Origin of the sequence: Streptomyces sp. SCUT-3 (assembly GCF_014083985.1) — a bacterium.
Classification (GTDB): Bacteria; Actinomycetota; Actinomycetes; order Streptomycetales; family Streptomycetaceae; genus Streptomyces_H; species Streptomyces_H thermolineatus.
This window is the reverse complement of the sequence record NZ_CP046907.1, coordinates 5,356,877-5,380,572: the sequence shown is the minus strand read 5'-3', so window position 1 is coordinate 5,380,572 and position 23,696 is coordinate 5,356,877. Positions and strand designations below refer to the sequence as shown.

Genomic DNA, 23,696 nt, shown 5'->3' with positions numbered 1-23,696 from the left:
CCGGGGCGCCCCGGGCCCTCAGGGGACGCGGACCGGCGGGACCAGGGAGGCGTACAGCTCGGGGCGCCGGTCGCTCAGGTAGGTGTTCCGGGCGCGGGAGGCGCTCAGCACCTCGGGGTCGACGTCGGCGACGAGGAGTTCCTCGCCGCGTCCGGCGCGGGCCGCGGCGGTGCCGTCGGGGCCGGCCAGGCAGCTCAGGCCGGCGAAGTCGAACTCGCCCTCGGGGCCGCAGCGGTTGGCGTAGGCGACGTACATCTGGTTCTCGAAGGCCCGCGCCGGGAGCAGGACCTCGGGGACCACGTCGTAGGGGCGCATCAGCGCGGTGGGGACGAGCAGCAGGTCGGTGCCGGCGAGGGCGTGCGCCCGGCCGGTCTCCGGGAACTCCACGTCGTAGCAGACCAGCAGGCCGATCCGCAGGCCGAACAGGTCCGCGGTGACCACCGGGGTGTCCCCGGCCCGGAAGTGCCAGGTCTCGAAGGGGCCGAAGAGGTGGGTCTTGCGGTAGTCGGCCAGGACGCGGCCGTCGGGGCCGACGAGCTGGGCGGAGTTGTGGACGGCGCCGGTGGCCGGGTCCCGCTCGGGGTAGCCGTGGGCGACGGCGACGCCGTGCCGGGCGGCGATCGCGGCGACCGCGGCCGGGCCGGGCCCGTCGGCGGCCTCGGCCAGCTGCTCCACCGCGTCGCCGATCGCGTAGCCGGTGAGGAACATCTCGGGGCACACCAGCAGCCGGGCGCCGGACTCCGCGGCGCGGGCGGCGGCCGCGTCCAGCGCGCCGAGGTTGGCCGCGACGTCACCGGGGTGCCCGGAGCTCTGCAGGATGGCGATGCGCAGCGGGGTCATGGGTCCTCACGTCGTGGGGGTCCGGGGTCTCGTCGAGGCTACGGACCGCCGCACAGTGGCTACAAGAGCCGGACATTGCGCGCGGACGGTGGATTCCTTGCGTCTTTCCGGGCCCTTCCGGAGATTCGTTGCGTCCGGTCAGGCGGGCGCACCGGAGCTGTAGCGGCGCAGCAGCGGGGAGAGGACCAGGACGGACTTGGTGCGCTCGACGAACGGCTCCCCCGCGATGCGCTCCAGGACCCTCTCGAAGTGCCGCACGTCGGAGGCGAAGACCTGGACGATCGCGTCGGCCTCACCGGTGACTGTCGAGGCGGAGGCCACCTCGGGGTAGCGCGAGAGCCCGCGGTGGATGTCCTCGGGGGAGGTCTTGCCGCGGCAGTAGATCTCGACGAAGGCCTCGGTGGACCAGCCCAGGGCCGCGGGGTCCACGCGCACCGTGAAGCCGGTGATGGCCCCGGAGGCCAGCAGCCGGTCCACCCTGCGCTTGACGGCGGGCGCGGACAGCCCGACCTCGGCGCCGATGTCGGCGTAGGAGCGCCGGGCGTCCTCGGCGAGTGCGTGGACGATGCGCTCGTCCAGGTCGTTCAGTGGCACGGGTACTGCTTCACCTTCGGTTGCGGGGCGGGCCGGCGGGGGCCGGTCCCGCGGCGGCGCACGCCGCGGTCGGGGGGCGGAGCACGGCACGGGCCGCGGCCCTCCCGGCCCGCGTCGTGCGGGCCGGGCGGGCCGCGGCCGGCCGGTGCACGGCGCACGCGGGTGCGTCTGCCGCGCACCCGTGCGGGAGGAGCGCCCTGCCGAGGCTCCCGCAGCTCCGCTTCCGGCGACCGAGCCTACGCAGCGGGGGCGGTGCCCGGTAACGTCCGATCCTTGCGCACCTGCGGCGATTCGTTGCGGACATCGCCGCAGGTGCGCTTGATCGTTGCCGCGGCCGCCGGTCAGCTCCAGCTGGCGTGCAGCGGCTTGCCCTCGGCGTAGCCGGCCGCGCTCTGCACGCCGAAGACCGCGCGCTCGTGGAACTCCTCCAGGGAGCCGGCGCCGGCGTAGGTGCAGGCGCTGCGCACGCCGGCGACGATCGAGTCGATCAGGTCCTCCACGCCGGGCCGGGCCGGGTCCAGGAACATCCGGGAGGTGGAGATGCCCTCCTCGAACAGCCCCTTGCGGGCCCGGTCGTAGGCGGACTCGTCGGCGGTGCGGTTGCGCACGGCGCGGGCGGAGGCCATGCCGAAGCTCTCCTTGTAGGAGCGGCCGTCGGCGGTCTGCTGCAGGTCGCCGGGGGACTCGTAGGTGCCGGCGAACCACGATCCGATCATCACGTTGGACGCGCCGGCGGCCAGGGCCATGGCCACGTCCCGCGGGTGGCGGACCCCGCCGTCGGCCCAGACGTGCTTCCCGAGCCTGCGCGCCTCGGCCGCGCACTCCAGGACGGCCGAGAACTGGGGGCGGCCCACGCCGGTCATCATCCGGGTGGTGCACATCGCGCCGGGGCCGACCCCGACCTTGACGATGTCGGCGCCGGCCTCGACGAGGTCGCGCACGCCCTCGGCGGAGACGACGTTGCCCGCCACCACGGGCACCTGCGGGTCCAGGGCCCGCATCCTGCCCAGGACCTCGATCATCCGCTCCTGGTGGCCGTGGGCGGTGTCCACGACCAGGGTGTCGACCCCGGCCTCCAGCAGCGCCGCGGCCCGGGCGGACACGTCGCCGTTGATGCCCACGGCGGCGGCGACGCGCAGCCGGCCGCCGGCGTCGGTGGCGGGGGTGTAGAGGGTGGCGCGCAGGGCGCCCTTGCGGGTGAGGATGCCGGCCAGGCGGCCGTCGGGGCCGACGGCGGGGGCGAACCTGCGGTGGGCGTCCTCCAGGCGGTTGAACGCCTCGCGCGGGTCGATGCCGGCGTCGAGCAGCAGCAGGTCGCGGGACATGACCTCGGACAGCTGGGTGAAGCGGTCGACGCCGGTGAGGTCGTGCTCGGTGACCACGCCGGCCGGGCGGCCGTCGTCGTCGACCACCACGCCGGCGCCGTGCGCCCGCTTGAACAGCAGGGACAGCGCGTCGCCGGTGGTGGCGGAGGGCGTCAGGACGATGGGGGTGTCCAGGACCAGGTCGCGGCTCTTGACCCAGGAGATCACCTCGGTGACCACGTCGATCGGGATGTCCTGGGGGATGACGACCAGCCCGCCCCGGCGGGCCACCGTCTCGGCCATCCGGCGGCCGGCGACGGCGGTCATGTTGGCGACCACGAGGGGGACGGTGGTGCCGGTGCCGTCGGGGGCGGCGAGGTCCACGCCCTGGCGGGAGCCGACCGCGGAGCGGCTCGGAACCATGAAGACGTCGTCGTAGGTGAGGTCGTACGGCGGCTTGGAGTCATTGAGGAAACGCACGTACTTCATCCTTGCACGCCGGGTAGGCGCCGTGGCGGCGGACGGGGTCCGCGGTGCGGGCCGGGGCCCTGCGGGGCCCCACCGGGCCCTGCGAGGTCCTGCGGGTCCCGACGGAGAAATACGGGCAGGGGTATATGGTGTTCCAGGACGCAGATACCCCCCTGGGTATTTTCCTGAGGAGGATCGGATGTTCTTCGTCGAGACCCTGGCCACCGAGGGCCTGGGGAACCACAGCTACCTGGCCGGCGGGCGCACGGCGGCGGTGGCCGTCGACCCGCCCCGCGACTTCGACCGGGTGATGGCGGCCGCGGCCCGCCGCGGGGTGCGCATAGCCCTGGTCGTGGAGACCCACGTCCACAACGACTACGTCACCGGCGGCCTGGAGCTGGCGCGCGTCACCGGCGCCCGCTACCTGGTGCCCGCCGCGGCCGACGTCTCCTACGACCGCGTCCCGGTCGCCGACGGCGACGTGCACGAGGTCGAACCGGGCATCACGCTGCGGGCGGTCGCCACCCCCGGCCACACCCCCCACCACACCTCCTACGTGCTGCAGGAGGACGGGGCGCCGGTGGCCGCGTTCACCGGCGGATCGCTGCTGATCGGCACCGTCGGCCGGCCCGACCTGGTCGAGCCCCGGCTGACCGAGCAGCTCGCGCGCGCCCAGCACGCCTCCGCGCACCGGCTGGCGGAACTGCCGGACGAGGTGCAGGTCCTGCCCACCCACGGCTTCGGCAGCTTCTGCTCCTCCTCGCAGGCCGAGGGCGGGGCGTCCAGCACCGTCGGCCGGGAGAAGAAGAGCAACGAGGCCCTCCTCAAGGGCGTGGACGACTTCGTGGCCGACCTGCTCTCCGGCCTGGACGACATCCCCGCCTACTACACCCACATGGGCCCGGCCAACGCCGCCGGCCCCGCCCCCCTCGACCTGACCCCGCCCCGGACCGCCGACGCGCACGAGATCGCCCGCCGCCTGGACGCCGGCGAATGGGTCGTCGACCTGCGCAACAGGGTCGCCTTCTCCGAGGGCCACGTCGCCGGGGCGTTCAACTTCGAGCTCGAGGGGCAGCTCGCCACCTACCTGGCCTGGCTGATCCCGTGGGGCAAGCCGGTGACCCTGCTGGCGGAGACCCCCGGACAGATCGCCGAGGCCCAGCGCGAGCTGGCGCGGGTGGGCATCGAGCGCCCCGCCGCCGCGGCCACCGGCGGCCCCGCCGACTGGACGCCCGACGGCCGGGAGCCGCGCTCCTTCCCCCGCGCGGACTTCGCCGCCCTGGCCGCCTCCCTCGAGCGCGGCGGGAAGCCGGTCGTCCTGGACGTGCGCCGCGCGGCCGAACGCGCCTCGGGACACGTGGCCGGGTCGGTGCACATCCCGATCCACCAGCTGCACCGCCGGATGGCCGAGGTCCCCGAAGGCACGGTGTGGGTGCACTGCGCCGGCGGGATGCGCGCGGCCATCGCCGCCTCCCTCCTGGACGCCGCGGGCCGCTCGGTCGTCGCGATCGACGACGGCTTCGACTCGGCGCAGGCCGCGGGACTGACCGTCACCGGCTGAACCCGGTCCGCGAACGCGCGAGGACCACCAGCAGCACCAGCGCCACCAGCACCAGCAGCCACCGGTCGGCAGTGACCGGCAGCACACCCGCCGCGTCCCTCCCGGAGCGGCGGAGCACCACCCGAGGAGGAACCACCATGTCCGTTCCCGGCACCACCGCCCAGACCCCGGTCGGCCGCGTCTCCCCCGCCGAGGCGCACCGGCGCGCCCGGGCCGGCGAGGCCGTCCTGCTGGACGTGCGCGAGGAGAAGGAGTTCGCCGACGGGCACGCGCCCGACGCCGTCCTGCTGCCGCTCTCCCGCCTGTCGGAGGGGGCTCCCCTCCCGGCCGGGAGCGAGGGACGGCCCGTCGTGGCCGTGTGCCGCTCGGGCCGCAGGTCCGTCACCGCCGCGCAGCTCCTGGCCGCCCGCGGCGTGGACGTCGTCGACGTCGAGGGCGGGATGCAGGCGTGGGCCCAGGACGGGCTGCCGGTCGTCCGGTGACCCCGCCCTCCGGCCGGTGACGGCGGGAATCAACGCCTCGGGCCCGGCCCCCCCTTCGAGGGGGGCCGGGCCCGAGGCGTTGCGGTCGTACTCCTGTCGGCCCGGCCGCACTGCGGCCGGGCCGCGGCGCTCAGGCCAGGGAGAGGAAGAGCTTCTCCAGGCGGGCCCGCATCTGGGTCAGGTCGCTCTGCTCACCGCTGCCGTCGGCCATGCAGTGCTGCAGGCCGGTGGCGATGATGGCGAACCCGGCCCGGTCGAGCGCCCGGGAGGCGGCCGCGAGCTGGGTGACGACCTCGTCGCAGGAACGCCCCTCCTCGATCATGTTGATCACACCGTTGATCTGCCCCTGGGCGCGCTTCAGCCGGTTCACCACGGCCTTGAGCTCCTCGGCGGCGAGTTCCAACTCCATGCCCCACTCCTGCCTCTCCATACCCCTTGGGGTATTCTACCTCCTGGTACCGCAACGCCACGCACGTCGCGAAAGGACACCGCTTCGCCATGACCGAGTCCCTGACCGCCCAGGAGCTGCACGCCCGGCGCGGACGGCTCACCGTCATCGACGTGCGCACCCCCGGCGAGTACGCGGCCGGTCACGTGCCCGGAGCCCTCAACGTGCCGCTGGAGCACCTCCAGCGCGCCCTGCCCGCCCTGCGGGCCGCGGCCGGCCGCGGCGGCCTGGCGGTCGTCTGCGCCTCCGGCGCCCGCTCCGAGAGCGCGTGCAAGGCCCTGGACGAGGCCGGCCTGGACGCCCGCTCCGTCACCGGCGGCACCGACGCGTGGGCCCGCGCGGGCTTCGAGCTCGAACGGCCGGCAGGCGCCCGCGCCGTGTGGCCGATGGAGCGCCAGGTGCGCCTGGCCGCGGGCAGCCTGGTCCTGGCCGGCCTCGTCGCCGGACGCCGCCGGCCGGCCGCCCGCTGGCTGTCGGCGGGCGTCGGCGCGGGCCTGGTCTTCTCCGCCGTCTCCAACACCTGCGGCATGGCCGCCCTCCTGTCCAGACTCCCCCACAACCGCCCCGCCGACGCGGCGGCGGAGCTGGAGCGGACCCTGGCGGCGCTGCGCGGCTGAACCGCCCGCGCGGCCGGCACGGCCGCGCCCCCCGACAGGGTCCGGTCCCACGGCGATCCCCCGGCCGTGGGGCCGGGCCCGCCCCTTTCCGGGAGTCCGGCTTCCGGGCCTACGGCTTCCGGGCTCCCGGCGCCCCGCGGCCACGGCCGCCGGTGCAGTACACCACACCCGGCCGGCCCCTCCCCGGGCGAGAGGCCCCCTCCCCCGCGAGCCGCGGGCGGCCCTCGCGTTTCCGCAGGGTGTGGGTACGGTGTACCGGGGTAGCAGTGGCGCCGTCGGGCGCGCGCGCCCTCCCGGCGACCGAGGACAGCGCCGTCCCCGGTCCGCACGCACGCCCCCGCCTGTCGATGAAGCCGGGCTGAACGGTTCCCCCACGAGAATTCAGTGGACCTGCGCAATCCCGTCGGGGAGGCTCGCAGGGACACCCCCGCACGAAATGAGGAGTCGCATGAGGATCGGCATCGTCGGAGCCACCGGCCAGGTGGGCGCAATGATGCTCCGGGTGCTGGAGGAGCGGGACTTCCCCGTCGAGCAGCTGCGGCTGTTCGCCTCCGCCCGTTCCGCCGGACGGACCCTGCCCTGGCGGGGCGGGGACGTCACCGTCGAGGACGCCGCGACCGCCGACTACAGCGGCCTGGACATCGTGCTGTTCTCCGCGGGCGGCGCCACCTCCAAGGAGCTGGCCCCCGAGGTCGCCGCCGCCGGCGCCGTCGTCATCGACAACTCCTCGGCCTGGCGCCGCGACCCCGAGGTGCCGCTGGTCGTCTCCGAGGTCAACCCGCAGGCGATCGCGGACCGCCCCAAGGGCATCATCGCCAACCCGAACTGCACCACCATGGCCGTCATGCCCGTGCTGCGCCCGCTGCACGAGGAGGCTGGCCTGGTCGGCCTGGTCGTCTCCACCTACCAGGCGGTCTCCGGCAGCGGCCTGGCCGGCGTGCGCGAGCTGGCCGAGCAGGTCCGCAAGGTCGCCGCCGACGCGGAGAAGCTGGCCTACGACGGCGAGGCCGTGGAGTTCCCCGAGCCGAGCACCTACGTCCGCCCGATCGCGTTCAACGCGCTGCCGATGGCCGGCTCGGTAGTCGACGACGGCTCGAACGAGACGGACGAGGAGCAGAAGCTGCGGCACGAGAGCCGCAAGATCCTGGGCATCCCCGAGCTGAAGGTGTCGGGCACCTGCGTGCGCGTGCCGGTCTTCACCGGCCACTCGCTCCAGGTCAACGCCCGCTTCGCCCGCCCGCTGACCCCCGAGCGCGCCCGCGAGCTGCTCGACGGCGCCCCCGGCGTGGAGCTGTCGGAGATCCCGACCCCGCTGCAGGCCGCCGGCCGCAACCCGACCTTCGTCGGCCGGCTGCGCGCCGACGAGACCGCCGAGAACGGCCTGTCGCTGTTCGCCTCCGGCGACAACCTGCGCAAGGGCGCCGCGCTGAACGCCGTCCAGATCGCCGAGCTGGTCGCCGCCGAGCTGCGCGGCTGACCGGAGCACGCCGCGGGGGCCGGCGCCCCGACCCGGGAACGGGTCGGGGCGCCGGCCCCCGTCGTCCGGCCGGTCCGCTCAGTGCGCCAGGGCCTCCTCGACGCGGCCGGGGCCGCCGGCCCCCGCGGAGACGCCGGCCCCTCCGGGCTCCGTACGGCCTCCCCCTTCCCCTTCCCCGGTGCCGGACCGGGCGTCCCGGCGGCGCTGCCACAGGTCGACGAGGAGGTTGAGCACCAGCCCGGCCGCCCCCCAGGCCAGGACGGTCAGGAGGTTCCTGCCGACGCCGCTGCCGTCGAAGTACACCAGCGACCGCACGGTGTCGACCGCGGCCGGCAGCGGCAGGACGTCCCGGAGTGCCCGGAACAGCTCGGGCACCATGTACACCGACATCCCTCCGCCCGACGCGGGCACGCCCACCAGCAGCAGCACCACCATCGCCGGGACGACGGCGGCGAGCCCGAGGGTGCGGGTGAACGCCCCGGTGACCAGGGAGACGCAGAAGACGGTGACGGCGCCGAACCCGATCATCTGCCAGGCGGGGGCGTCCACCGCCCCGATGATCACGTCGAACAGCAGCCACAGCCAGACGGCCATGCCGACGGCCCAGCCGGCCAGCAGCGGCAGGAACTGGCGCAGCCTCCTCAGCTCGGGCGCACCGCCGCGCAGCACGGCCAGCATCAGGAAGCCGGCCATGATCCACGACATGCCGACGTACATGCTGTTGCTGCCCGTGGTGTCGGTGTCGGCCAGCGGCGCCACGTCGACCGTCTCCAGCCGGACCTTCTGCCCGGCGGCGACCTGCTGGAAGATCGCCTGCACCGCGCTCTGCTGGCTCGCCCCGGCGGCCGAGGAGGTGTGCAGGACGGCCGCGCCGCCCCTCTCCCGCGGCAGGACGTACGCGCCGACGGCCTCCCGGTCGGCGATCAGGCCGGTGGCCTCCTCCACCGACGCGGCCGTCCCGACGTCGAGCACGCCGCCCAGGTTCTCCTCCAGCCCGGCGGCCACCTGCTCGGCCTGCCCGGCGGTGGCGCCGACCACGACGACCGGCATGTCGTGGACCTCGGGCCTGTGCATCGAGGCCCCCATCAGGCCCACCACCATCACCACGATGGACAGCGGGAAGGCCGCCACCGCGGCGTAGCGGAACCCCTTGGAGCGCGGCGGGCCGCCGGCGAGCGCGGGGAGCGGGGTGTCGGGGCCGTCGGTCTTCGGGGCGCCGGGGATCGCGTCCCCGCTCGCGCGTTCCTTGAGCAGGCCCAGGAGCAGGGCGGCGACGGCCCACGCCGCGAGCGTCAGCAGGTGGACGCCGACGCCGCGGCCGTCGAAGTACAGCAGCGACCGGAGCGCCTCGCCCGCTGCCGGCAGCGGGAGCACGCCGTGCAGGAAGGAGTAGAACCCGGGCATCGTGTGGACCGGCACGGCCAGGTTGGAGGCCGGCATGCCCAGCACGACCCACAGCAGCATGCCCAGCAGGACCGCGAGCGGCCCCATGAACTTGGTGAACAGCAGCTGCGTGAGGCCGACGGCCCCGGTGGCCAGCATGCCGACGCCCAGGAACTGCAGGTAGTGGCCGTCGACCGCGCCGACCAGCGGCCCGAGGATGCACCAGACGACCGTGCTGGTCAGGGCCGACCAGCCGATCAGGACGGGCAGGAACCGCCGGACCGGCAGCAGGTGCGGCACCGCCATCAGGGCCACGCTCAGCGGCACGTACCCGGCCAGCATCATGCCCATGGCGGCGAACAGGACCGCGATGCCGGCCGTGTCGCCCTCGGGGAGCGGGGCGACGTCCTCGACCTCGGCCGCCCAGCCGTTCTCGACGGCGACGGGCGCGAGGAGCTTCTGGACCGTCGTGGCCTGGGAGGCCCCGGCCGCCGTCGCTGTGCGGATCACCGCGGTGTCCGAGCCGCCGGCGGGGAGTTCCAGGGCACCCGCGACCTCGCGGTCCTCCAGGAGCCCGACCGCGTCGGCGGCCGACGGGACCAGGCGTGCGTCCAGCGCGTCGCCCGGCGCGGAGTCCAGCGCGTCGGCCACCGCCTCCGCGGCCGGCCCCGAGCCCACGACGGCGACCGGCATCCGGTGCGGTTCGGGGGCGTGCATGGTGCCCACGTAGGTCGCGTACATCATCGTGACCATCATGAAGGGCATGAGAAAGAGGAAGACGTACCGGGCGATCCGGGTCTTCCGGTCCTCCTGCGGCGGCCCTCCCCCGGGCTCGTCGGTCTTCAGGGGGACGGTGGAAGATTCCATGGATCGCTCCTGGCTGGGGGTTGGGGGGCACGCCGGGCCGGGCGGCCGGCCGGGCTCGCGGCGCGGTGCGGGAAGCACGGGGCGGCGGGCCGCGGGCGGCACGCTCGGAGGACCCAATCTAAGTCACATGGCTTACGCAATGCCACATGGACTACGTTGATGTTTGTCACAACCGACGTCTCGTCCAGGAGGAGGTGGCCGCCGATGGCGAGGTCGGACGCGGCACGCACCGCGCTGCTCGACGCGGCGGAACGCCTGTTCGCCCAGTCGGGCATAGCGCAGGTCTCCGACCGCAAGGTGGCCGAGGCCGCCGGCAACACCAACCACTCGGCCGTGGGGTACTACTTCGGCGGGCGCGGGGGCCTGCTGCGGGCCATGGTCGAGAGACACCTGGTGGGGCTGGAGGAGCCCCGCCGGGCCATGTTCGAACGCTCCGACTCGCTCCTCGGCGACGTGCGGAGCCTGGTCGTGCCGGTCACGGACGCCCTCGCCGAACTGCCGAACCCCAGCTGGCGGGCCAGGTTCCTCAGCCAGGCCCTGCACGACCCCTTCGCGGTGCCGCTGATCCGCGAGGCCGAGGAGTTCGCCCCGACCGCGGCGCTCATCACCCGCTCGGTGATGTCACGGCTCGACCACCTCGACCCGAAGATCGTGTCGGGCCGGGCCCGTCTGATGATGCGGATCGTCTCGACGGCGTGCGCGGACATCGAGGCGCGCGCCGAGAAGGACGGGCAGGACCCGCAGTGGCGAGTGGCGGGAAACTTCCTCTCCGACGCCATCGCCGGGATGCTCACGGCCCCGATCAGCCACTGAGCGGCCTTCCGGCCCCTGCGGCCGCCGTCCGTCCCGTCCGCGGTCCGGGCGCCGGGGGGGCAGGCCCGGCACCGCGCGCGGGGGGACGCGCGCTCCCGGCGGCGTCCCCGCCGCCCCGGGTCGGTCCTGTTCCGCCGGGTCGGTCCTGTTCCGCCGGGTCAGCCCTGTTCCGCCGGGTCGGCCCGGTCCACGGCCGGGCGGCGGCCCGGCTCCGCCACGTGCAGCAGGTGGTCGGCGACCGCGGTGTCGGTGACGAGACTGGTGATCAGCCCGGAGCGCAGCACCGCGGCCACCGCGGCGGCCTTGCGCGCACCGCCGGCCACCGCCACCACCTCCGGGACGCTGCGCAGCCGGTCGGCGTCGACGGTGATGCAGCGCTCCTCCAGGTCGCGGCCCACCAGCCGCCCCTCGGAGTCGAACAGGTGCGCCGACATCTCCGCAGCCACCCCGAGCTCGGCGTAGCGGGCGCGTTCGGCGTTGGACAGCGCGTCGTAGACGCGGGAGACGCCCGGGGCCCAGGCTCCGACCGGCACGACGGCGACCGTCACCTTGTCGAAGTGCTCGATGGCCCGGGCGATGCCGGAGTGGGCCCGCAGCGCGGCCGCGGTCCCCGGGTCCGGGAGCATCAGCGGGGCGTAGATCGGGAAGGCGTCGCCCCCGGAGACCTGCGCCGCCCGGCGCACCGCCTCGACCGACCCGCGCTCGCCGGTGCCGCCGTCGTAGACGCCGGTGAGCTGCACCACCGTGCACGGCGGCAGGTGGCGCAGCTCCGTGGCGAGGGTGATCGTGGACCGGCCCCAGGCCAGGCCCAGCACGTCGCCGTCCTGGACCAGCTCGCCCAGCAGGTCGGCGGCGAAGGCGCCGAGGTTCTCCGGGTCGGAGTGGTCGGGCTCGGACAGGGGGGACTCCACGACCACCGCGTGCCGCAGGCCGAAACGGGACCGCAGCGCGTCGGAGCGCTCCGCGTCCAGCTCCGCGGGAACCCTGATCTCGATGCGCACCAGGTCACGCTCGAGCGCCGTCTCCAGCACCCGGGCCACCTTGAAGCGGCTGACGCCGAACTCCTCGGCGATCTGGATCTTGGACTTGCCCTCGAGGTAGAAGCGGCGGGCCATCGCCGCCGCCTGTACCAGTTCCGCGGGCCCCATGCGTTCGCGTGACCGTCCGGCCCCCATCGCAACCAACCTCCCTCGGCGCACATCTGATCGATGCACTGCTCATCCTGTCAGACGCACCGCCGGGAGCGGGGTCCGGGCGCCGCCGGGGCCCGGGGATCCGGGCCTTCGGGGCCCGGCCTCAGTGCCCGCAGGCCCAGGGCGCGGCGGCGGTCGCCGCGGTGGCCTGCTCGCGCAGCCCGCGCACCGCCTCCGCCGGGTCGTCCGCGCCGTAGACCGCGGAGCCGGCCACGAAGACGTCGGCCCCCGCCTCCGCGCAGCGCTCGATCGTCGACGACGAGACCCCGCCGTCGACCTGGAGCCACATCTGCAGGCCGTACCGGGAGATCAGCTCCCGGGTGCGGCGGATCTTCGGCAGCATGACGTCGAGGAACGCCTGGCCGCCGAAACCGGGCTCGACCGTCATGATCAGCACCATGTCGAGCTCGGGCAGCAGGTCCTCGTACGCCTCTATCGGCGTGGCCGGCCTCAGCGCCATCGAGGCCCGGGCGCCCTTGGCACGGATCTCGCGGGCCAGCCGGACCGGCGCGGCGGCGGCCTCGGCGTGGAAGGTCACCGACCCGGCCCCGGCCTCCACGTACTGCGGGGCCCAGCGGTCGGGGTCCTCGATCATCAGGTGCAGGTCCAGCGGGGTGTCGGTCGCCCTGCGCAGCGACTCCACCACCGGCACGCCGAGGGTGAGGTTGGGCACGAAGTGGTTGTCCATCACGTCGACGTGGAGCCAGTCCGCACCCTTGACCGCCTCGGCCTCCTCGGCGAGACGGGCGAAGTCGGCGGACAGGATGCTGGGATTGATCTGCACGGCCATGCGGACAGTATGACGTGACCCTGCGACCGGCCGTGCACCGCCGTGGACCCGCCGGGCCGGGCGGCGGGCCGGGCGGCGGGTCCGCCGGGCCGGGTGCCCGGCCCGTCAGGCCGTGCGGCGCAGCAGGGCCAGGTACATGGCGTCGGTGCCGTGCAGGTGCGGCCACAGCTGGACGTCGGGCCCGGCCCCGAGCTCCGGCACGCCGGGCATCAGCGGACGGGCGTCGACCCACTCGGCCTTCACGCCCGGGTCGCCGCCCCGGCCCCGCAGCACGTCGTCGACGACCGCCCGGGTCTCGGCCGGGTGCGGGGAGCAGGTGGCGTAGCCGACGACCCCGCCCACCCGCACCGCCCGCAGCGCCGAGCGCAGCAGGCCCCGCTGGAGCGGGGCGAAGGCCGCCACGTCCTCCGCGCGCCGGCGCCAGCGCGCCTCGGGACGGCGGCGCAGCGCGCCCAGCCCGGTGCAGGGGACGTCCACCAGCACCCGGTCGAACGCCCCGGGCCGCCAGGCCGGACGCGTCCCGTCGGCGGTGATCACCTGGTAGGGGCCGGGGTTGCCCTGCAGCGCGCGGGCCACCAGCCGGGCACGGTGCGGCTGCTTCTCCGAGGCCACCAGGGCCGCCCCCCGGCCCGCGGCGAGCGCAGCCAGCAGCGCGGCCTTGCCGCCGGGGCCCGCGCAGCCGTCCAGCCACAGCCGGTCGGGGCCGTCCAGCGGGGCCGCGGCGAGGGCGGCCGCCACCAGCTGGCTGCCCTCGTCCTGCACGCCCGCCCGGTTGTCCCGGACCGCCTCCAGCGCCCCCGGGTCGCCGCCCTCGGCTAGCCGGACCGCGTACGGCGACCAGCGGCCGGGCTCGGCCGCGTCCCCGCCGGTCCCGTCCAGCAGCTCCTCCGCGGTGATGCGCCCGGGCCGGGCGACCAGGGTCACCTCGGGGCGGGCGTTGTCGGCCTCCAGCAGCTCCTCGATGCCGGAGCGGCCGCCCCCGAGCGCGTCCCACAGGGCGGAGACGATCCAGCGCGGGTGCGAGTGCACGACCGCCAGGTGCTCCTCGGGGTCCTCCTCGTAGGGCGGGGCGACCCGCTCCAGCCACTCCTGCTCGTCCCGGGCGGTGATCCGGCGCATCACCGCGTTGACGAACTTCGCGCGGCCCTCGCCCAGGACGCAGCGGGCGAGGTCCACGGTGGCCGAGACGGCGGCGTGCGGCGGGATGCGGGTGCCCAGCAGCTGGTGCGCGCCCAGGGAGAGCACGTCCAGGACCGGCGGGTCCACCTCGCGCAGCGGGCGGTCCACACAGGCGGCGATGACCGCGTCGTAGGTGCCCCGGCGGCGCAGGCTCCCGTAGACCAGCTCGGTGGCGAGCGCCGCGTCGCGCCGGTCGAGGCCGTCCTTCTCCTGCGCCTGGCGCAGCAGGGCGGGGAGCACGAGGTTGGCGTAGGCGTCGCGCTCGTCGACGGCTCGCAGCACCTCGAAGGCGAGCATCCGCACGGGGTCGCGCTGCGGCCGCCGCCCGGGGCCGCCGCCGGCCCGGCGCGCCGGGCCTCCGGGGCGTTGCGCCGGGCCTCCGGGCCGGCCCCCTCCCCTGCTGCGGTTCTGCTTTCCGGCCGGGTTGCTGTCGGTACGGCGGCGCGGCTGGTCGTTGGACAAAGGTGCTCCGGAGGAAGGGATCGTCGCTGGGAGGGCGCCCGCGGGGCGCCGCTCCCCAGCCTACGGCCGCACGCGCCCTCCCCCGCCCGCCGGGTCCGGCGGGCACCGGAGGGTCAGTCGCCCAGGCGGTCGCCGGAGGCGGCGCGGGCGCCGCGCGCCCAGTCCGCGGCGCGCATCCGCTTCTTGCCCTGCGGCTGGACCTCGGTCAGCTCCACGGGGTGGGACCCGGTGCCCACGTGCACGGAGTTCTTCGCCACGGCCAGCTCCCCGGGCGCCAGGTCCGCCAGGTCGGGGCGGTCGGCGGCGAGGGCCACCGGCGCCGGGAGCTTCAGCCGCTCGCCCCGGAAGAGGGTCCACGCCCCCGGCGCGGGGGTGCAGCCGCGCACCACGCGGTCCACCCTCAGCGCCGGCTCCGCCCAGTTCACCCGCGCGTCCTCGACCGTGATCTTCGGGGCCAGGGAGATACCCTCGGCGGGCTGCGGCTTGGCGTGGATGGTGCCGTCCTCGATCCCGTCCATGGTGGCCGCCAGCAGCCGGGCGCCGGAGCGGGAGAGGCGGGCGAGCAGGTCGCCGCTGGTGTCCTCGGGGAGGATCTGCTCGGTGAGGAAGCCGTAGACCGGCCCCGAGTCCAGGCCCTCCTCGATGAGGAAGGTGGAGGCGCCGGTGACGTCCTCGCCGGACATCAGCGCGTGCTGCACCGGCGCGGCACCGCGCCAGGCCGGCAGCAGCGAGAAGTGCAGGTTGACCCAGCCGCGAGCGGGGACGTCCAGGGCGACGCGGGGCAGCAGGGCCCCGTAGGCGACGACCGGGCAGCAGTCGGGGGCGATCTCGCGCAGCCGGGCGAGGAAGTCCGCCTCGCCCGGCCGGGAGGGCTTGAGCACCTCGATGCCCGCCTCCTCGGCGCGCTGCGCCACCGGGCTCGCCACCAGCCTGCGGCCGCGGCCCGCGGGGGCGTCGGGCCGGGTGACCACGGCCGCGACCTCGTGCCGGTCGGACTCGATCAGCGCGTCCAGGGCGGGTACGGCGACCTCGGGGGTGCCGGCGAAGACGAGCCTCATTGTCGGTGGAGTACCTCTCGCTGGAAGGACGTGCGGCGGCGCGGCCGGGCCGGATGCCGCGGGGCTGTGCGGGGCGGGGCTGTGCGGGCGGCTCCCGCAGCGGTCAGATCGCGCGCCCGAAGGTGCTGTGCGGGGAGACCTTGACCTGCGGCGGGGCCTGGCCCGCCCACTCGGCCTCGCGGATCGCCCTCATCGCGGCCCTGCGCTGCTCGGGGTCGAGGCGGTCGACGAACAGGACGCCGTCGAGGTGGTCGGTCTCGTGCTGGATGCAGCGGGCCAGCAGCTGCGTGCCCTCGATCACCACCGGGTCGCCGTACATGTTGAACCCCCGGGCGACCACGCCGTGCGCCCGCCGGCAGTCGTAGGTCAGCCCGGGCAGCGACAGGCAGCCCTCGGGGCCGTCCTGCTCCTCCTCGCTGAGCGAGAGGTCGGGGTTGACCAGGTGGCCGGTCTCGCCGTCCACGCGGTAGGTGAACACCCGCAGGCTGACGCCGAGCTGGGGCGCGGCCAGGCCGGCGCCGGGCGCGGCGGTCATGGTGTCGGTGAGGTCCTTGACCAGGACCCGCAGCTCCTTGTCGAAGTCGGTGACCGGCCGCGCCTTCATGCGCAGCACCGGGTCGCCGAAGATCCGGATGGGCTTCACGGACACGTGGCAGGCTCCCGTCTGGGGATCGGGCCGGGCACGGAACCCCGGTCGGTGACTCCCCGCCCCGCCGGGCGGGGTGCTCCTCGCCCGGCCGCCGCGGCGGTCGCGGACCCGGGCGGCCCGGCCTGCCGCCGGGGGCAGGCCGACAGCATACAAGCGGGCGGCCGTCCCCCGCTCCGCCGGGACCGGGCGGGCCCGGCCCCGGCGCGGGGGCGTTCGTCGTGCCCCGGGTGCGTGACCCGGGCCGGGTCTGGCGCGTTGGGCATGAAAGATCGACGGATGGCGGGCCGAATCGCGGGCCGCCCCGAGCAACGCCGGTTCGGAGAGGCTTTCCCATGGCCGACCACGCCACCCATGACGCCCAGGCCCGGGCGAGCCTGCAACTGCTCGTGCGGGACATCGAGCGGGTACGCCGACAGGTGGACGCACTGCGCACCCTCACCGCCCAACTGGGCAACGTCTACCGTCCGCGGCGGCCCGGGCCGTCCGCCGGTTTCGTGGTGTACGGGCGGGCGCCCGCGCCGACGGTGCGGCTCGCGCAGGAGTTGCGGGAGAGCGTGGAGACCCTGGTCACGGCCGCCGTGGAGTTCGACCGTTCGCTCGGTTTCAGCTGGGACGCGGTCGGTTCGGCGCTCGGGGTGACCAAGCAGGCCGTGCACCGCCGCTACGGGGCCCGGCGCGGCCCGGCGGCCGGCGGCCGGGCCGCGGAACCGGGGGCGGACGGGGGCGCCGGGCCCGTCGGCGTGGCCCGCACCGTTCCCGCCGCCCGCACCGCCCCGGACGCCCCGGGCGTCCCGAGCACGCCTGCCGGGGCACGGGTCCCGGCGTCGGCCCGTGCGGCCCGGGTCGACCGTGCGGCCCGGGTCGACCGTGCGGACCGTGCGGCCCGGACGGACCGGGCGGCGGGCGGCTCCTCCCCCGTGCGCGGGCCGGAGGCCGGCCCGGGGACCGTCGCGGGTCCCCTCCCCGCCCCGCGCAGGGGCTGACCCCGCGGTCCCCGGGCGGGGCCCGGGGCGCGGGCGGCGGGTTCAGCCGATGTCCGGCGGGTCGACGCGGATGCGGAGCGGTTCGGTGCGGCCCTGGGTCAGGCGCACGGCCTGCGCCGCCCGGAGCGCGGCGGCCAGGGCGGCGCCGCGGCCCGGCGGGACGCGCAGCAGGAGCCTCTCCTGCCGGTCGTCCTCCTCCGCCGCGGCGCCCCGGCCGCCGGCGCCGGCCGTGCCCCGGTCCCGGCGGGCGCGGCCCGGGTCGTGGGCCGTGACCGGGACGGGGCCGAGGACGTCGGTGCCCTCCGGCAGGTCCGCGAGGGCCACCAGCTCGGCGACCGCCGCCGGCACCCCCGTGACGGAGGCCATCCGGGAGACCGGGGGGAAGCCCAGCTCGGCCCGCTCGGCCAGCTCCCGCACCGCGTGCCCGGCCGGGTCCCAGCGGACCAGGGCCTGCACCGGGCGCAGGGCGGGCTCGGCGACCACGACGACCGTGCCGCCCTCGGCGGCCGGACGCACCAGCGCGGCGGCGGTCAGCCAGCGCCGCAGCGCCTCCTCCCCCGCCCGCAGGTCGGGCCGGTTGAGCAGGGCCCAGGCGTCCAGGAGCAGCGCGGCCGCGTAGCCGGCGCCCTCGGCGACCGGCTCCGCGCCCGGGGTGGACACGACCAGCGACGGCACGTCGGGGACGGTCTCCAGGACGGCGTCCCGCCCGGACGTGCGGACCGGCACCCCGGGCAGGGCCCGCCCCAGCTCCTCCGCGGTGCGCCGGGCGCCGACGACCTGCGCCCGCATCCTGGTCCCCCCGCAGCCCGGGCAGCGCCAGGCGGCCTCCGGACGGCCGCACCAGCCGCAGTGCAGCGCCCCGTCCGAGTCGCGCGCCTCCAGCGGGCCGGCGCAGGCGGTGCAGCGGGCCGGTTCGCGGCAACGGCCGCAGGCCAGCCGGGGCACGTAGCCTCGCCGGGGCACCTGGACCAGGACCGGCCCGCTGCGCAGGGCGTCCCGGGCCGTCCTCCAGGCCACGCTGGGCAGGCGGGCCGTGCGGGCCGCCTCGTCGCGGGCCTGGTCGTCGTCCCCGACCGTGCGTACCAGGGGGGCCGCGGCCCGCACCTGCTCGCGGGCCGCGGCCAGCGGCAGGGCCCACCTCGTGTCGGCGAGCCGGGCGCCCTCGACGGTGCAGGCGTGGCCGCCCAGCAGGAACCCCGTCCCCTCCTGCGCGGCTCGCAGCGTCAGCACCTCGCGGGCGTGCGGCTGGGGGGCGTGCGGCTCGCTGTGGCTGGAGTCGCCGTCGTCCCACAGGGCGACCAGGCCGAGACGGTGGACGGGGGCGAACATCGCCGCCCGGGTGCCGACGACGGCCCGCACCGAGCCGCGGCTGACGGCCAGCCAGCGGCGGTACCGCTCCTCCGGTCCGGCCTCGGCCGTCAGGAGGGTGTGCCGGCCCTCGCCGAGGAGCGCGGTCAGGGCCCGGTCCAGGCGGGCGGCGGTGCGGCCGTCGGGCACGACGGCCAGCGCGCCGCGGCCGGAGGCCAGGGCGGCGGCGACGGCCCGGGCCAGCTCGTCGGGCCAGTGCGGGCCGGGCAGGGCGGTCCACACCGCGCGGGGGTTCTCGCCGGCGGCCAGGGCGGTCAGGAACGACGGGCCGGCGGGGTAGCGGGTCCACGGGCCCGGTGCGGGCGCGGCCGGCGGGGGCAGCGGCGGCGGGGACGGCTCGGCCTCGGCGCGGGCGTGCCGGGGCGGGACGGCGAGCTGCAGGACGTCCGCGAGGGTGCCCGCGTAGCGGTCGGCGACCGCGCGGGCCAGGGCGAGCAGGCCGGGGGCCAGCACGACCTCGGGCGAGAGGACCTGGGCAATGGGGGCGAGCGGACCGGAGTAGTCGCTGGACGGCAGCCGGTCGACGACGAAGCCGTCGAGGAGCTTGCCGCCCTCCCTGCGCCCCTTGACGACCCGGGCGCCGAACCGGACCCGGACGCGGACGCCGGGCTGCGCGTCCGCGTCCATCGCGGCGGGCACCGCGTAGTCGAAGAACTGGTCGAGGTGGACCAGGCCCTTGTCGACGACGACGCGGGCCACCGGCAGCTCCTCGGCCAGGGGGGCTCCCCGCCAGGTGCGCGGTTTCGCCCGCGGCGCGGCGGAGGCCCGGCGCACCGTCTCGCGGATCAGCGCGAGCTGCTCGCCGGCGGCCGGATCGTTGTCGCTGGTCCCGCTGCTCACAGGTGTCAGTTCTAGCAGAGGCGTACGACACGGCCCCGCCGGCCGCCCGGCGTGGTGGCCGGGGGCGGGCGGGGCCGTGGTGCGGCGCGCCGGCGGGGCTAGAGTCCGGCGGCGGCGCGCAGGGCGTCGACGCGGTCGGTGCGCTCCCAGGTGAAGTCGGGCAGCTCGCGGCCGAAGTGGCCGTAGGCCGCCGTCTGGGCGTAGATCGGGCGCAGCAGGTCCAGGTCGCGGATGATCGCGGCCGGGCGCAGGTCGAACACCGAGGTGACGGCCTTGGCGATCAGCTCGGGGTCGACGGTGTGGGTGCCGAAGGTCTCCACGAACAGGCCCACCGGCTCGGCCTTGCCGATGGCGTAGGCGACCTGGACCTCGCAGCGGGCGGCCAGCCCGGCGGCGACGACGTTCTTGGCCACCCAGCGCATCGCGTACGCGGCGGAGCGGTCCACCTTGGACGGGTCCTTGCCGGAGAACGCACCGCCGCCGTGGCGGGCCATGCCGCCGTAGGTGTCGATGATGATCTTCCGGCCGGTCAGGCCGGCGTCGCCCATCGGGCCGCCGATCTCGAACCGCCCGGTCGGGTTGACCAGCAGCCGGTACCCCTCGGTCTCCAGCTTGATGCCGTCCTCGGCCAGCGCCTTCAGCTCCGGCTCCACGACGAACTCGCGGATGTCGGGGGCCAGCAGCGAGTCCAGGTCGATGTCGGAGGCGTGCTGCGAGGAGACCACCACAGTGTCCAGACGCACCGCCTTGTCCCCGTCGTACTCGATGGTGACCTGGGTCTTGCCGTCCGGGCGCAGGTAGGGGATGGTGCCGTTCTTGCGGACCGCGGACAGCCGGCGGGCCAGCCGGTGCGCCAGGGTGACCGGCAGCGGCATCAGCTCGCGGGTCTCGTCGCAGGCGTAGCCGAACATCAGGCCCTGGTCGCCGGCGCCCTGCCGGTCCAGCTCGTCCTCGTCGCCCTCCACCCGGGACTCGTAGGCGGTGTCCACACCCTGGGCGATGTCCGGCGACTGCGCGCCGATCGACACCGACACCCCGCACGAGGCCCCGTCGAAGCCCTTCTTCGACGAGTCGTACCCGATCTCCAGGATCTTGTTGCGCACCAGCGTCGGGATGTCCGCGTACGCGGAGGTCGTGACCTCCCCGGCCACGTGGACCAGACCCGTGGTGATCAACGTCTCCACGGCGACACGCGAGGTGGGGTCCTCCTTGAGGAGGGCGTCGAGGATCGTGTCGCTGATCTGGTCGGCGATCTTGTCGGGATGACCCTCGGTCACCGATTCCGAGGTGAACAGGCGGCGGGACACATCGCTCCCTGGGTTTGCAGCGGCTGCTGGCTGACGGTTTCCGAACCCGCGCCGGAGCTGCACCGGCGCGTGGTTCTCGGATCAGTTTATCGGTCGTGACGGTTCCGGGGACACGGCGTCCCGGTCCGTGGACCGGGCGTGACCTGCGGCACAGGCAGTCCGGGGCAGGACGGCACGCGCCTTCGGCAGGTACACACTGCCATGCCGGGGGGAGTTTTGGCGCCCCCTCCCGCAATCTTCCGCCGCCCCCGCCTCACGGCAGGCGGGGGGCCACCAGGTCCCAGACGACGTCGGCGAGAGCCTCCTTGGGGCCCAGCGGCACGGGGGTCTCGCTGCCGTCGGCGCCGAGCACGACCGCCTCGTTCACGGCCGTCCCGAACGCCTTGGACTCCCCCACCTCGTTGACCACGAGGAGGTCGCAGCCCTTGCGGGCCAGCTTGCTGCGCCCGTTGGCCAGCACGTCGTCGGTCTCGGCGGCGAAGCCCACGACCACCTGGCCGGGGCGCGCCCGGTCGCGGGACAGCTCGGCGAGGACGTCGGGGTTGCGGACCAGCTCCACCGGGGCCGGCTCCTCGCCGTCCTTCTTCTTGATCTTCCCCGCCGCGTACCGGGCGGGGCGGAAGTCGGCGACGGCGGCGGCCATGACCACCGCGTCGGCGTCGGCCGCGGCGGCGAGCACGGCCTCGCGCAGCTGGAGGGCCGTGCCCACCTCGACGAGGTCGACGCCCGCCGGGGCGTCCGGGCCGGTGTTGGCCGCGACCAGCGTCACCCTGGCGCCGCGGGCCACGGCGGTGCGGGCGAGCGCGTACCCCTGCCGCCCGGAGGAGCGGTTGCCCAGGTAGCGGACGGGGTCCAGCGGCTCGCGGGTGCCGCCGGCGCTGACCACCACGTGCCGGCCCGCCAGGTCGGCCGGCAGGCCGGCGCCGCGTTCGAGGACCCTGCGGCAGACCTCGAAGATCTCGGCGGGGTCGGGGAAGCGGCCCTTGCCGGTGTCGGCGCCGGTGAGGCGGCCGACGGCGGGCTCGACCACGACCGCGCCGCGGCGGCGCAGCACCGCGACGTTCTCCTGCGTGGCCGGGTGCTCCCACATCTCGGTGTGCATCGCGGGGGCGAAGACGACCGGGCACCGCGCGGTGAGCAGGGTGTTGGTCAGCAGGTCGTCGGCCAGGCCGTGGGCGGCCTTCGCGAGGACGTCGGCGGTGGCCGGGGCGACGACGACGAGGTCGGCGTTCTGGCCGATCCGCACGTGCGGGACCTCGTGGACGGACTCCCACACCCCGGTGGCCACCGGGTTGCCCGAGAGCGCGGACCAGGTGGCCTCGCCGACGAAGTTCAGCGCGGAGGCCGTCGGCACGACGCGCACCCCGTGCCCGGACTCGGTGAAGCGGCGCAGCAGCTCGCACGCCTTGTAGGCGGCGATGCCGCCGCTGACGCCCAGAACGATCCGTGGGGTGCCCATCGCCTTGTGCCATCCTCTCCGCAGCCGGTCGCGGCGGGAGCGTCCGCGCCGGAAACCTGTCCGAGCGGGTACAGCCTGCCAGAGTCCTGCCGGGACTTCGGAGCCGGGCGTACGGAAGGGCCCGGCGGCAGAGTGCCGCCGGGCCCTTCCGCAATGCCGGTGGGCGGTGTCCTACTGGGCCGCCTCGGAGGCCTCCGCGGTCAGCATGCCCGCGTTGATCTCGCGCAGGGCGATGGACAGCGGCTTCTCGTGGACGTGCGTGTCGACCAGCGGGCCGACGTACTCCAGCAGGCCCTCGCCGAGCTGCGAGTAGTAGGCGTTGATCTGCCGCGCACGCTTGGCCGCGTAGATCACCAGGCTGTACTTCGAGTCCGTGGCCTCGAGCAGCTCGTCGATCGGCGGGTTGATGATGCCCTCGGGCGCGGTGATGGAAGAGGACACGCTCTGCCTTCCGAAAGGGGGTTTGTCAGACATTCTCGGGGGTCTGGGGATCGCTCCCGGAGACATCCAGCATCAAGGCTAGCAGTTCGTGCGCTACATCCTCGACGGAGGTGTTGACAAGGGTGACGTCGAACTCCGGTTCCGCGGCCAGTTCCACCCTCGCCGCGTCCAGGCGCCGCTCGATGACCTCGGGCGACTCCGTGCCCCGGCCGGTGAGCCGGCGGACCAGCTCCTCCCAGCTCGGCGGGGCGAGGAAGACCAGCTGCGCCTCGGGCATCGACTGCCGCACCAGGCGCGCACCCTGCAGGTCGATCTCCAGCAGGACCGGCTCCCCGGCGTCCAGGCGCTCCTGGACGGCCGCGCGCGGCGTGCCGTAGCGGTTGCCGGCGAACTCGGCCCACTCCAGCAGCTCACCGTTGGCGACGAGCTTGTCGAACTCGTCGTCGTCGACGAAGTAGTACTGGACGCCGTGCTGTTCGCCGGGCCGGGGCCTGCGGGTCGTCGCCGACACCGAGAGCCACACCTCGGGGTGGACGGTGCGCATATGGGCGACGACCGTGCTCTTGCCGACGCCGGAGGGGCCGGAGAGCACGGTCAGCCGCGGACGTGCGTCCGGGGGTTCGGGGGACGTCCCCCGGGATGTTGCAGCCATGGAGCGATTATCCCGGTTTCCGGCCGCGACCGGAAACGCCGGGGTCGTCAGGCGGCGGAGCCGCCGAACTCACGCTCCAGGGAAGCGATCTGGTTGGAACCCAGGCCGCGGACCCGGCGGCTCTCGGAGATCCCGAGACGCTCCATGATCTGCTTGGCGCGGACCTTGCCGACGCCGGGCAGCGACTCCAGCAGGGCGGAGACCTTCATCTTGCCGATGACGTCGTTCTCCTGGCCCTGCTTGATGACCTCGTGCAGCGAGGCACCGGAGTGCTTGAGCCGGTTCTTGACCTCGGCGCGCTCCCGGCGAGCCGCGGCGGCCTTCTCGAGCGCGGCTGCGCGCTGTTCAGGGGTAAGGGGCGGAAGAGCCACGCCTACGTCACCTCGGTTTAGAGCTTGTTGGATACGGACCGGTGAGGAAACTAGCCGCCCCCGACCTGCAGGGGCAACGAGAAACGCACT

At 75.5% G+C, this 23,696-nt stretch carries 23 protein-coding genes; 6 read left to right on the top strand and 17 right to left on the bottom strand.

What is annotated here, in order from left to right; all coding sequences use genetic code 11:
- Positions 1–18 precede the first annotated feature (18 nt).
- From GQS52_RS23730 to GQS52_RS23720, 3 genes are all read right to left on the bottom strand, one after another.
- Positions 19–840 (bottom strand): carbon-nitrogen hydrolase family protein, encoded by an 822-nt coding sequence (locus GQS52_RS23730; protein WP_182315359.1) that lies wholly within the window; start codon positions 838–840, stop codon positions 19–21.
- 138 nt (positions 841–978) lie between these two features.
- Positions 979–1,434 (bottom strand): Lrp/AsnC family transcriptional regulator, encoded by a 456-nt coding sequence (locus GQS52_RS23725; RefSeq protein ID WP_182315357.1) that lies wholly within the window; start codon positions 1,432–1,434, stop codon positions 979–981.
- A gap of 341 nt (positions 1,435–1,775) precedes the next feature.
- On the bottom strand, positions 1,776–3,227 hold the full coding sequence (locus GQS52_RS23720; protein ID WP_182315355.1) for a GuaB1 family IMP dehydrogenase-related protein: 1,452 nt from the start codon (positions 3,225–3,227) through the stop codon (positions 1,776–1,778).
- 178 nt (positions 3,228–3,405) lie between these two features.
- On the opposite strand from GQS52_RS23720, the gene GQS52_RS23715 reads away from it, so the two are divergent.
- Positions 3,406–4,767, top strand: coding sequence for an MBL fold metallo-hydrolase (locus GQS52_RS23715; RefSeq protein ID WP_182315353.1), 1,362 nt, complete (start codon positions 3,406–3,408; stop codon positions 4,765–4,767).
- Here the strand turns inward: GQS52_RS23715 and GQS52_RS23710 are convergent.
- Positions 4,757–4,906: a hypothetical protein gene (locus GQS52_RS23710; protein ID WP_182315351.1), complete on the bottom strand. Its 150-nt coding sequence runs from the start codon at positions 4,904–4,906 to the stop codon at positions 4,757–4,759. The genes GQS52_RS23715 and GQS52_RS23710 overlap by 11 nt on opposite strands.
- On the opposite strand from GQS52_RS23710, the gene GQS52_RS23705 reads away from it, so the two are divergent.
- Positions 4,905–5,249: a rhodanese-like domain-containing protein gene (locus GQS52_RS23705; RefSeq protein WP_182315350.1), complete on the top strand. Its 345-nt coding sequence runs from the start codon at positions 4,905–4,907 to the stop codon at positions 5,247–5,249. The genes GQS52_RS23710 and GQS52_RS23705 overlap by 2 nt on opposite strands.
- A 130-nt stretch (positions 5,250–5,379) precedes the next feature.
- Here the strand turns inward: GQS52_RS23705 and GQS52_RS23700 are convergent, their stop codons facing one another.
- Entirely contained in the window at positions 5,380–5,658 is a 279-nt protein-coding gene (locus GQS52_RS23700; RefSeq protein WP_182316680.1) for a metal-sensitive transcriptional regulator, read from the bottom strand.
- A gap of 89 nt (positions 5,659–5,747) precedes the next feature.
- On the opposite strand from GQS52_RS23700, the gene GQS52_RS23695 reads away from it, so the two are divergent.
- Together GQS52_RS23695 and GQS52_RS23690 are read left to right on the top strand one after the other, a co-directional pair.
- The gene (locus tag GQS52_RS23695) at positions 5,748–6,314 is read left to right on the top strand and encodes a rhodanese-like domain-containing protein (protein WP_182315349.1); all 567 of its coding nucleotides are present in this window, start codon (positions 5,748–5,750) and stop codon (positions 6,312–6,314) included.
- A 448-nt stretch (positions 6,315–6,762) separates the two neighbouring features.
- Positions 6,763–7,791, top strand: a complete 1,029-nt coding sequence (locus GQS52_RS23690; protein WP_182315348.1) for an aspartate-semialdehyde dehydrogenase — start codon at positions 6,763–6,765, stop codon at positions 7,789–7,791.
- 78 nt (positions 7,792–7,869) lie between these two features.
- Here GQS52_RS23690 and GQS52_RS23685 read toward each other — a convergent pair whose 3' ends face one another.
- A complete protein-coding gene (locus GQS52_RS23685) occupies positions 7,870–10,041 on the bottom strand; it encodes a DUF3533 domain-containing protein (RefSeq protein ID WP_182315347.1) in 2,172 nt (723 codons plus the stop codon).
- Between the two features lie 204 nt (positions 10,042–10,245).
- Here GQS52_RS23685 and GQS52_RS23680 point away from each other — a divergent pair, with 204 nt between their 5' ends.
- Positions 10,246–10,854 carry a TetR/AcrR family transcriptional regulator gene (locus GQS52_RS23680; RefSeq protein ID WP_182315346.1) on the top strand — a complete coding sequence of 203 codons (609 nt, stop codon included), beginning with the start codon at positions 10,246–10,248 and terminating at the stop codon, positions 10,852–10,854.
- A 158-nt stretch (positions 10,855–11,012) separates the two neighbouring features.
- On the opposite strand, the gene GQS52_RS23675 is transcribed toward GQS52_RS23680, so the two are convergent.
- The 5 genes from GQS52_RS23675 to def all read right to left on the bottom strand — a co-directional run bounded on the left by GQS52_RS23675 (position 11,013) and on the right by def (position 16,185).
- Complete coding sequence (locus GQS52_RS23675) at positions 11,013–12,029, bottom strand: sugar-binding domain-containing protein (RefSeq protein WP_182315345.1); 1,017 nt, start codon at positions 12,027–12,029, stop codon at positions 11,013–11,015.
- A 121-nt stretch (positions 12,030–12,150) separates the two neighbouring features.
- The gene (rpe, locus tag GQS52_RS23670) at positions 12,151–12,837 is read right to left on the bottom strand and encodes a ribulose-phosphate 3-epimerase (RefSeq protein ID WP_182315344.1); all 687 of its coding nucleotides are present in this window, start codon (positions 12,835–12,837) and stop codon (positions 12,151–12,153) included.
- Between the two features lie 105 nt (positions 12,838–12,942).
- The gene (locus tag GQS52_RS23665; RefSeq protein WP_182316679.1) at positions 12,943–14,313 is read right to left on the bottom strand and encodes a transcription antitermination factor NusB; all 1,371 of its coding nucleotides are present in this window, start codon (positions 14,311–14,313) and stop codon (positions 12,943–12,945) included.
- Between the two features lie 278 nt (positions 14,314–14,591).
- On the bottom strand, positions 14,592–15,536 hold the full coding sequence (gene fmt, locus GQS52_RS23660) for a methionyl-tRNA formyltransferase (RefSeq protein ID WP_182315343.1): 945 nt from the start codon (positions 15,534–15,536) through the stop codon (positions 14,592–14,594).
- A gap of 103 nt (positions 15,537–15,639) precedes the next feature.
- Positions 15,640–16,185 (bottom strand): peptide deformylase, encoded by a 546-nt coding sequence (gene def / locus GQS52_RS23655; protein WP_182315342.1) that lies wholly within the window; start codon positions 16,183–16,185, stop codon positions 15,640–15,642.
- 332 nt (positions 16,186–16,517) lie between these two features.
- Here def and GQS52_RS23650 point away from each other — a divergent pair, with 332 nt between their 5' ends.
- The gene (locus GQS52_RS23650; RefSeq protein WP_182315341.1) at positions 16,518–17,168 is read left to right on the top strand and encodes a hypothetical protein; all 651 of its coding nucleotides are present in this window, start codon (positions 16,518–16,520) and stop codon (positions 17,166–17,168) included.
- Positions 17,169–17,210: 42 nt separating this feature from the next.
- Here GQS52_RS23650 and GQS52_RS23645 read toward each other — a convergent pair whose 3' ends face one another.
- The 6 genes from GQS52_RS23645 to GQS52_RS23620 form a co-directional block, all read right to left on the bottom strand.
- Complete coding sequence (locus GQS52_RS23645; protein WP_259370934.1) at positions 17,211–19,376, bottom strand: primosomal protein N'; 2,166 nt, start codon at positions 19,374–19,376, stop codon at positions 17,211–17,213.
- Between the two features lie 98 nt (positions 19,377–19,474).
- Positions 19,475–20,683 (bottom strand): methionine adenosyltransferase, encoded by a 1,209-nt coding sequence (metK, locus tag GQS52_RS23640; RefSeq protein ID WP_182315340.1) that lies wholly within the window; start codon positions 20,681–20,683, stop codon positions 19,475–19,477.
- Positions 20,684–20,936: 253 nt separating this feature from the next.
- A complete protein-coding gene (coaBC, locus tag GQS52_RS23635) occupies positions 20,937–22,142 on the bottom strand; it encodes a bifunctional phosphopantothenoylcysteine decarboxylase/phosphopantothenate--cysteine ligase CoaBC (RefSeq protein ID WP_182315339.1) in 1,206 nt (401 codons plus the stop codon).
- Positions 22,143–22,313: 171 nt separating this feature from the next.
- The gene (gene rpoZ, locus GQS52_RS23630; protein ID WP_182315338.1) at positions 22,314–22,583 is read right to left on the bottom strand and encodes a DNA-directed RNA polymerase subunit omega; all 270 of its coding nucleotides are present in this window, start codon (positions 22,581–22,583) and stop codon (positions 22,314–22,316) included.
- A 25-nt stretch (positions 22,584–22,608) separates the two neighbouring features.
- Positions 22,609–23,235: a guanylate kinase gene (gene gmk, locus GQS52_RS23625; protein ID WP_182315337.1), complete on the bottom strand. Its 627-nt coding sequence runs from the start codon at positions 23,233–23,235 to the stop codon at positions 22,609–22,611.
- A gap of 47 nt (positions 23,236–23,282) precedes the next feature.
- The gene (locus GQS52_RS23620; protein ID WP_014157387.1) at positions 23,283–23,606 is read right to left on the bottom strand and encodes an integration host factor; all 324 of its coding nucleotides are present in this window, start codon (positions 23,604–23,606) and stop codon (positions 23,283–23,285) included.
- Between the last annotated feature and the right edge of the window lie 90 nt (positions 23,607–23,696).

What these genes read in the sequence shown, in the direction of transcription:
- GQS52_RS23730 (WP_182315359.1), bottom strand. Translation starts at nt 840, where the DNA reads ATGACCCCGCTGCGCATCGCCATCCTGCAGAGCTCCGGGCACCCCGGT.
- GQS52_RS23720 (WP_182315355.1), bottom strand. Translation starts at nt 3,227, where the DNA reads ATGAAGTACGTGCGTTTCCTCAATGACTCCAAGCCGCCGTACGACCTC.
- GQS52_RS23715 (WP_182315353.1), top strand. Translation starts at nt 3,406, where the DNA reads ATGTTCTTCGTCGAGACCCTGGCCACCGAGGGCCTGGGGAACCACAGC.
- GQS52_RS23705 (WP_182315350.1), top strand. Translation starts at nt 4,905, where the DNA reads ATGTCCGTTCCCGGCACCACCGCCCAGACCCCGGTCGGCCGCGTCTCC.
- GQS52_RS23710 (WP_182315351.1), bottom strand. Translation starts at nt 4,906, where the DNA reads ATGGTGGTTCCTCCTCGGGTGGTGCTCCGCCGCTCCGGGAGGGACGCG.
- GQS52_RS23700 (WP_182316680.1), bottom strand. Translation starts at nt 5,658, where the DNA reads ATGGAGTTGGAACTCGCCGCCGAGGAGCTCAAGGCCGTGGTGAACCGG.
- GQS52_RS23695 (WP_182315349.1), top strand. Translation starts at nt 5,748, where the DNA reads ATGACCGAGTCCCTGACCGCCCAGGAGCTGCACGCCCGGCGCGGACGG.
- GQS52_RS23690 (WP_182315348.1), top strand. Translation starts at nt 6,763, where the DNA reads ATGAGGATCGGCATCGTCGGAGCCACCGGCCAGGTGGGCGCAATGATG.
- GQS52_RS23685 (WP_182315347.1), bottom strand. Translation starts at nt 10,041, where the DNA reads ATGGAATCTTCCACCGTCCCCCTGAAGACCGACGAGCCCGGGGGAGGG.
- GQS52_RS23680 (WP_182315346.1), top strand. Translation starts at nt 10,246, where the DNA reads ATGGCGAGGTCGGACGCGGCACGCACCGCGCTGCTCGACGCGGCGGAA.
- GQS52_RS23675 (WP_182315345.1), bottom strand. Translation starts at nt 12,029, where the DNA reads ATGGGGGCCGGACGGTCACGCGAACGCATGGGGCCCGCGGAACTGGTA.
- rpe (WP_182315344.1), bottom strand. Translation starts at nt 12,837, where the DNA reads ATGGCCGTGCAGATCAATCCCAGCATCCTGTCCGCCGACTTCGCCCGT.
- GQS52_RS23665 (WP_182316679.1), bottom strand. Translation starts at nt 14,313, where the DNA reads ATGCTCGCCTTCGAGGTGCTGCGAGCCGTCGACGAGCGCGACGCCTAC.
- fmt (WP_182315343.1), bottom strand. Translation starts at nt 15,536, where the DNA reads ATGAGGCTCGTCTTCGCCGGCACCCCCGAGGTCGCCGTACCCGCCCTG.
- GQS52_RS23650 (WP_182315341.1), top strand. Translation starts at nt 16,518, where the DNA reads ATGGCCGACCACGCCACCCATGACGCCCAGGCCCGGGCGAGCCTGCAA.
- coaBC (WP_182315339.1), bottom strand. Translation starts at nt 22,142, where the DNA reads ATGGGCACCCCACGGATCGTTCTGGGCGTCAGCGGCGGCATCGCCGCC.
- gmk (WP_182315337.1), bottom strand. Translation starts at nt 23,235, where the DNA reads ATGGCTGCAACATCCCGGGGGACGTCCCCCGAACCCCCGGACGCACGT.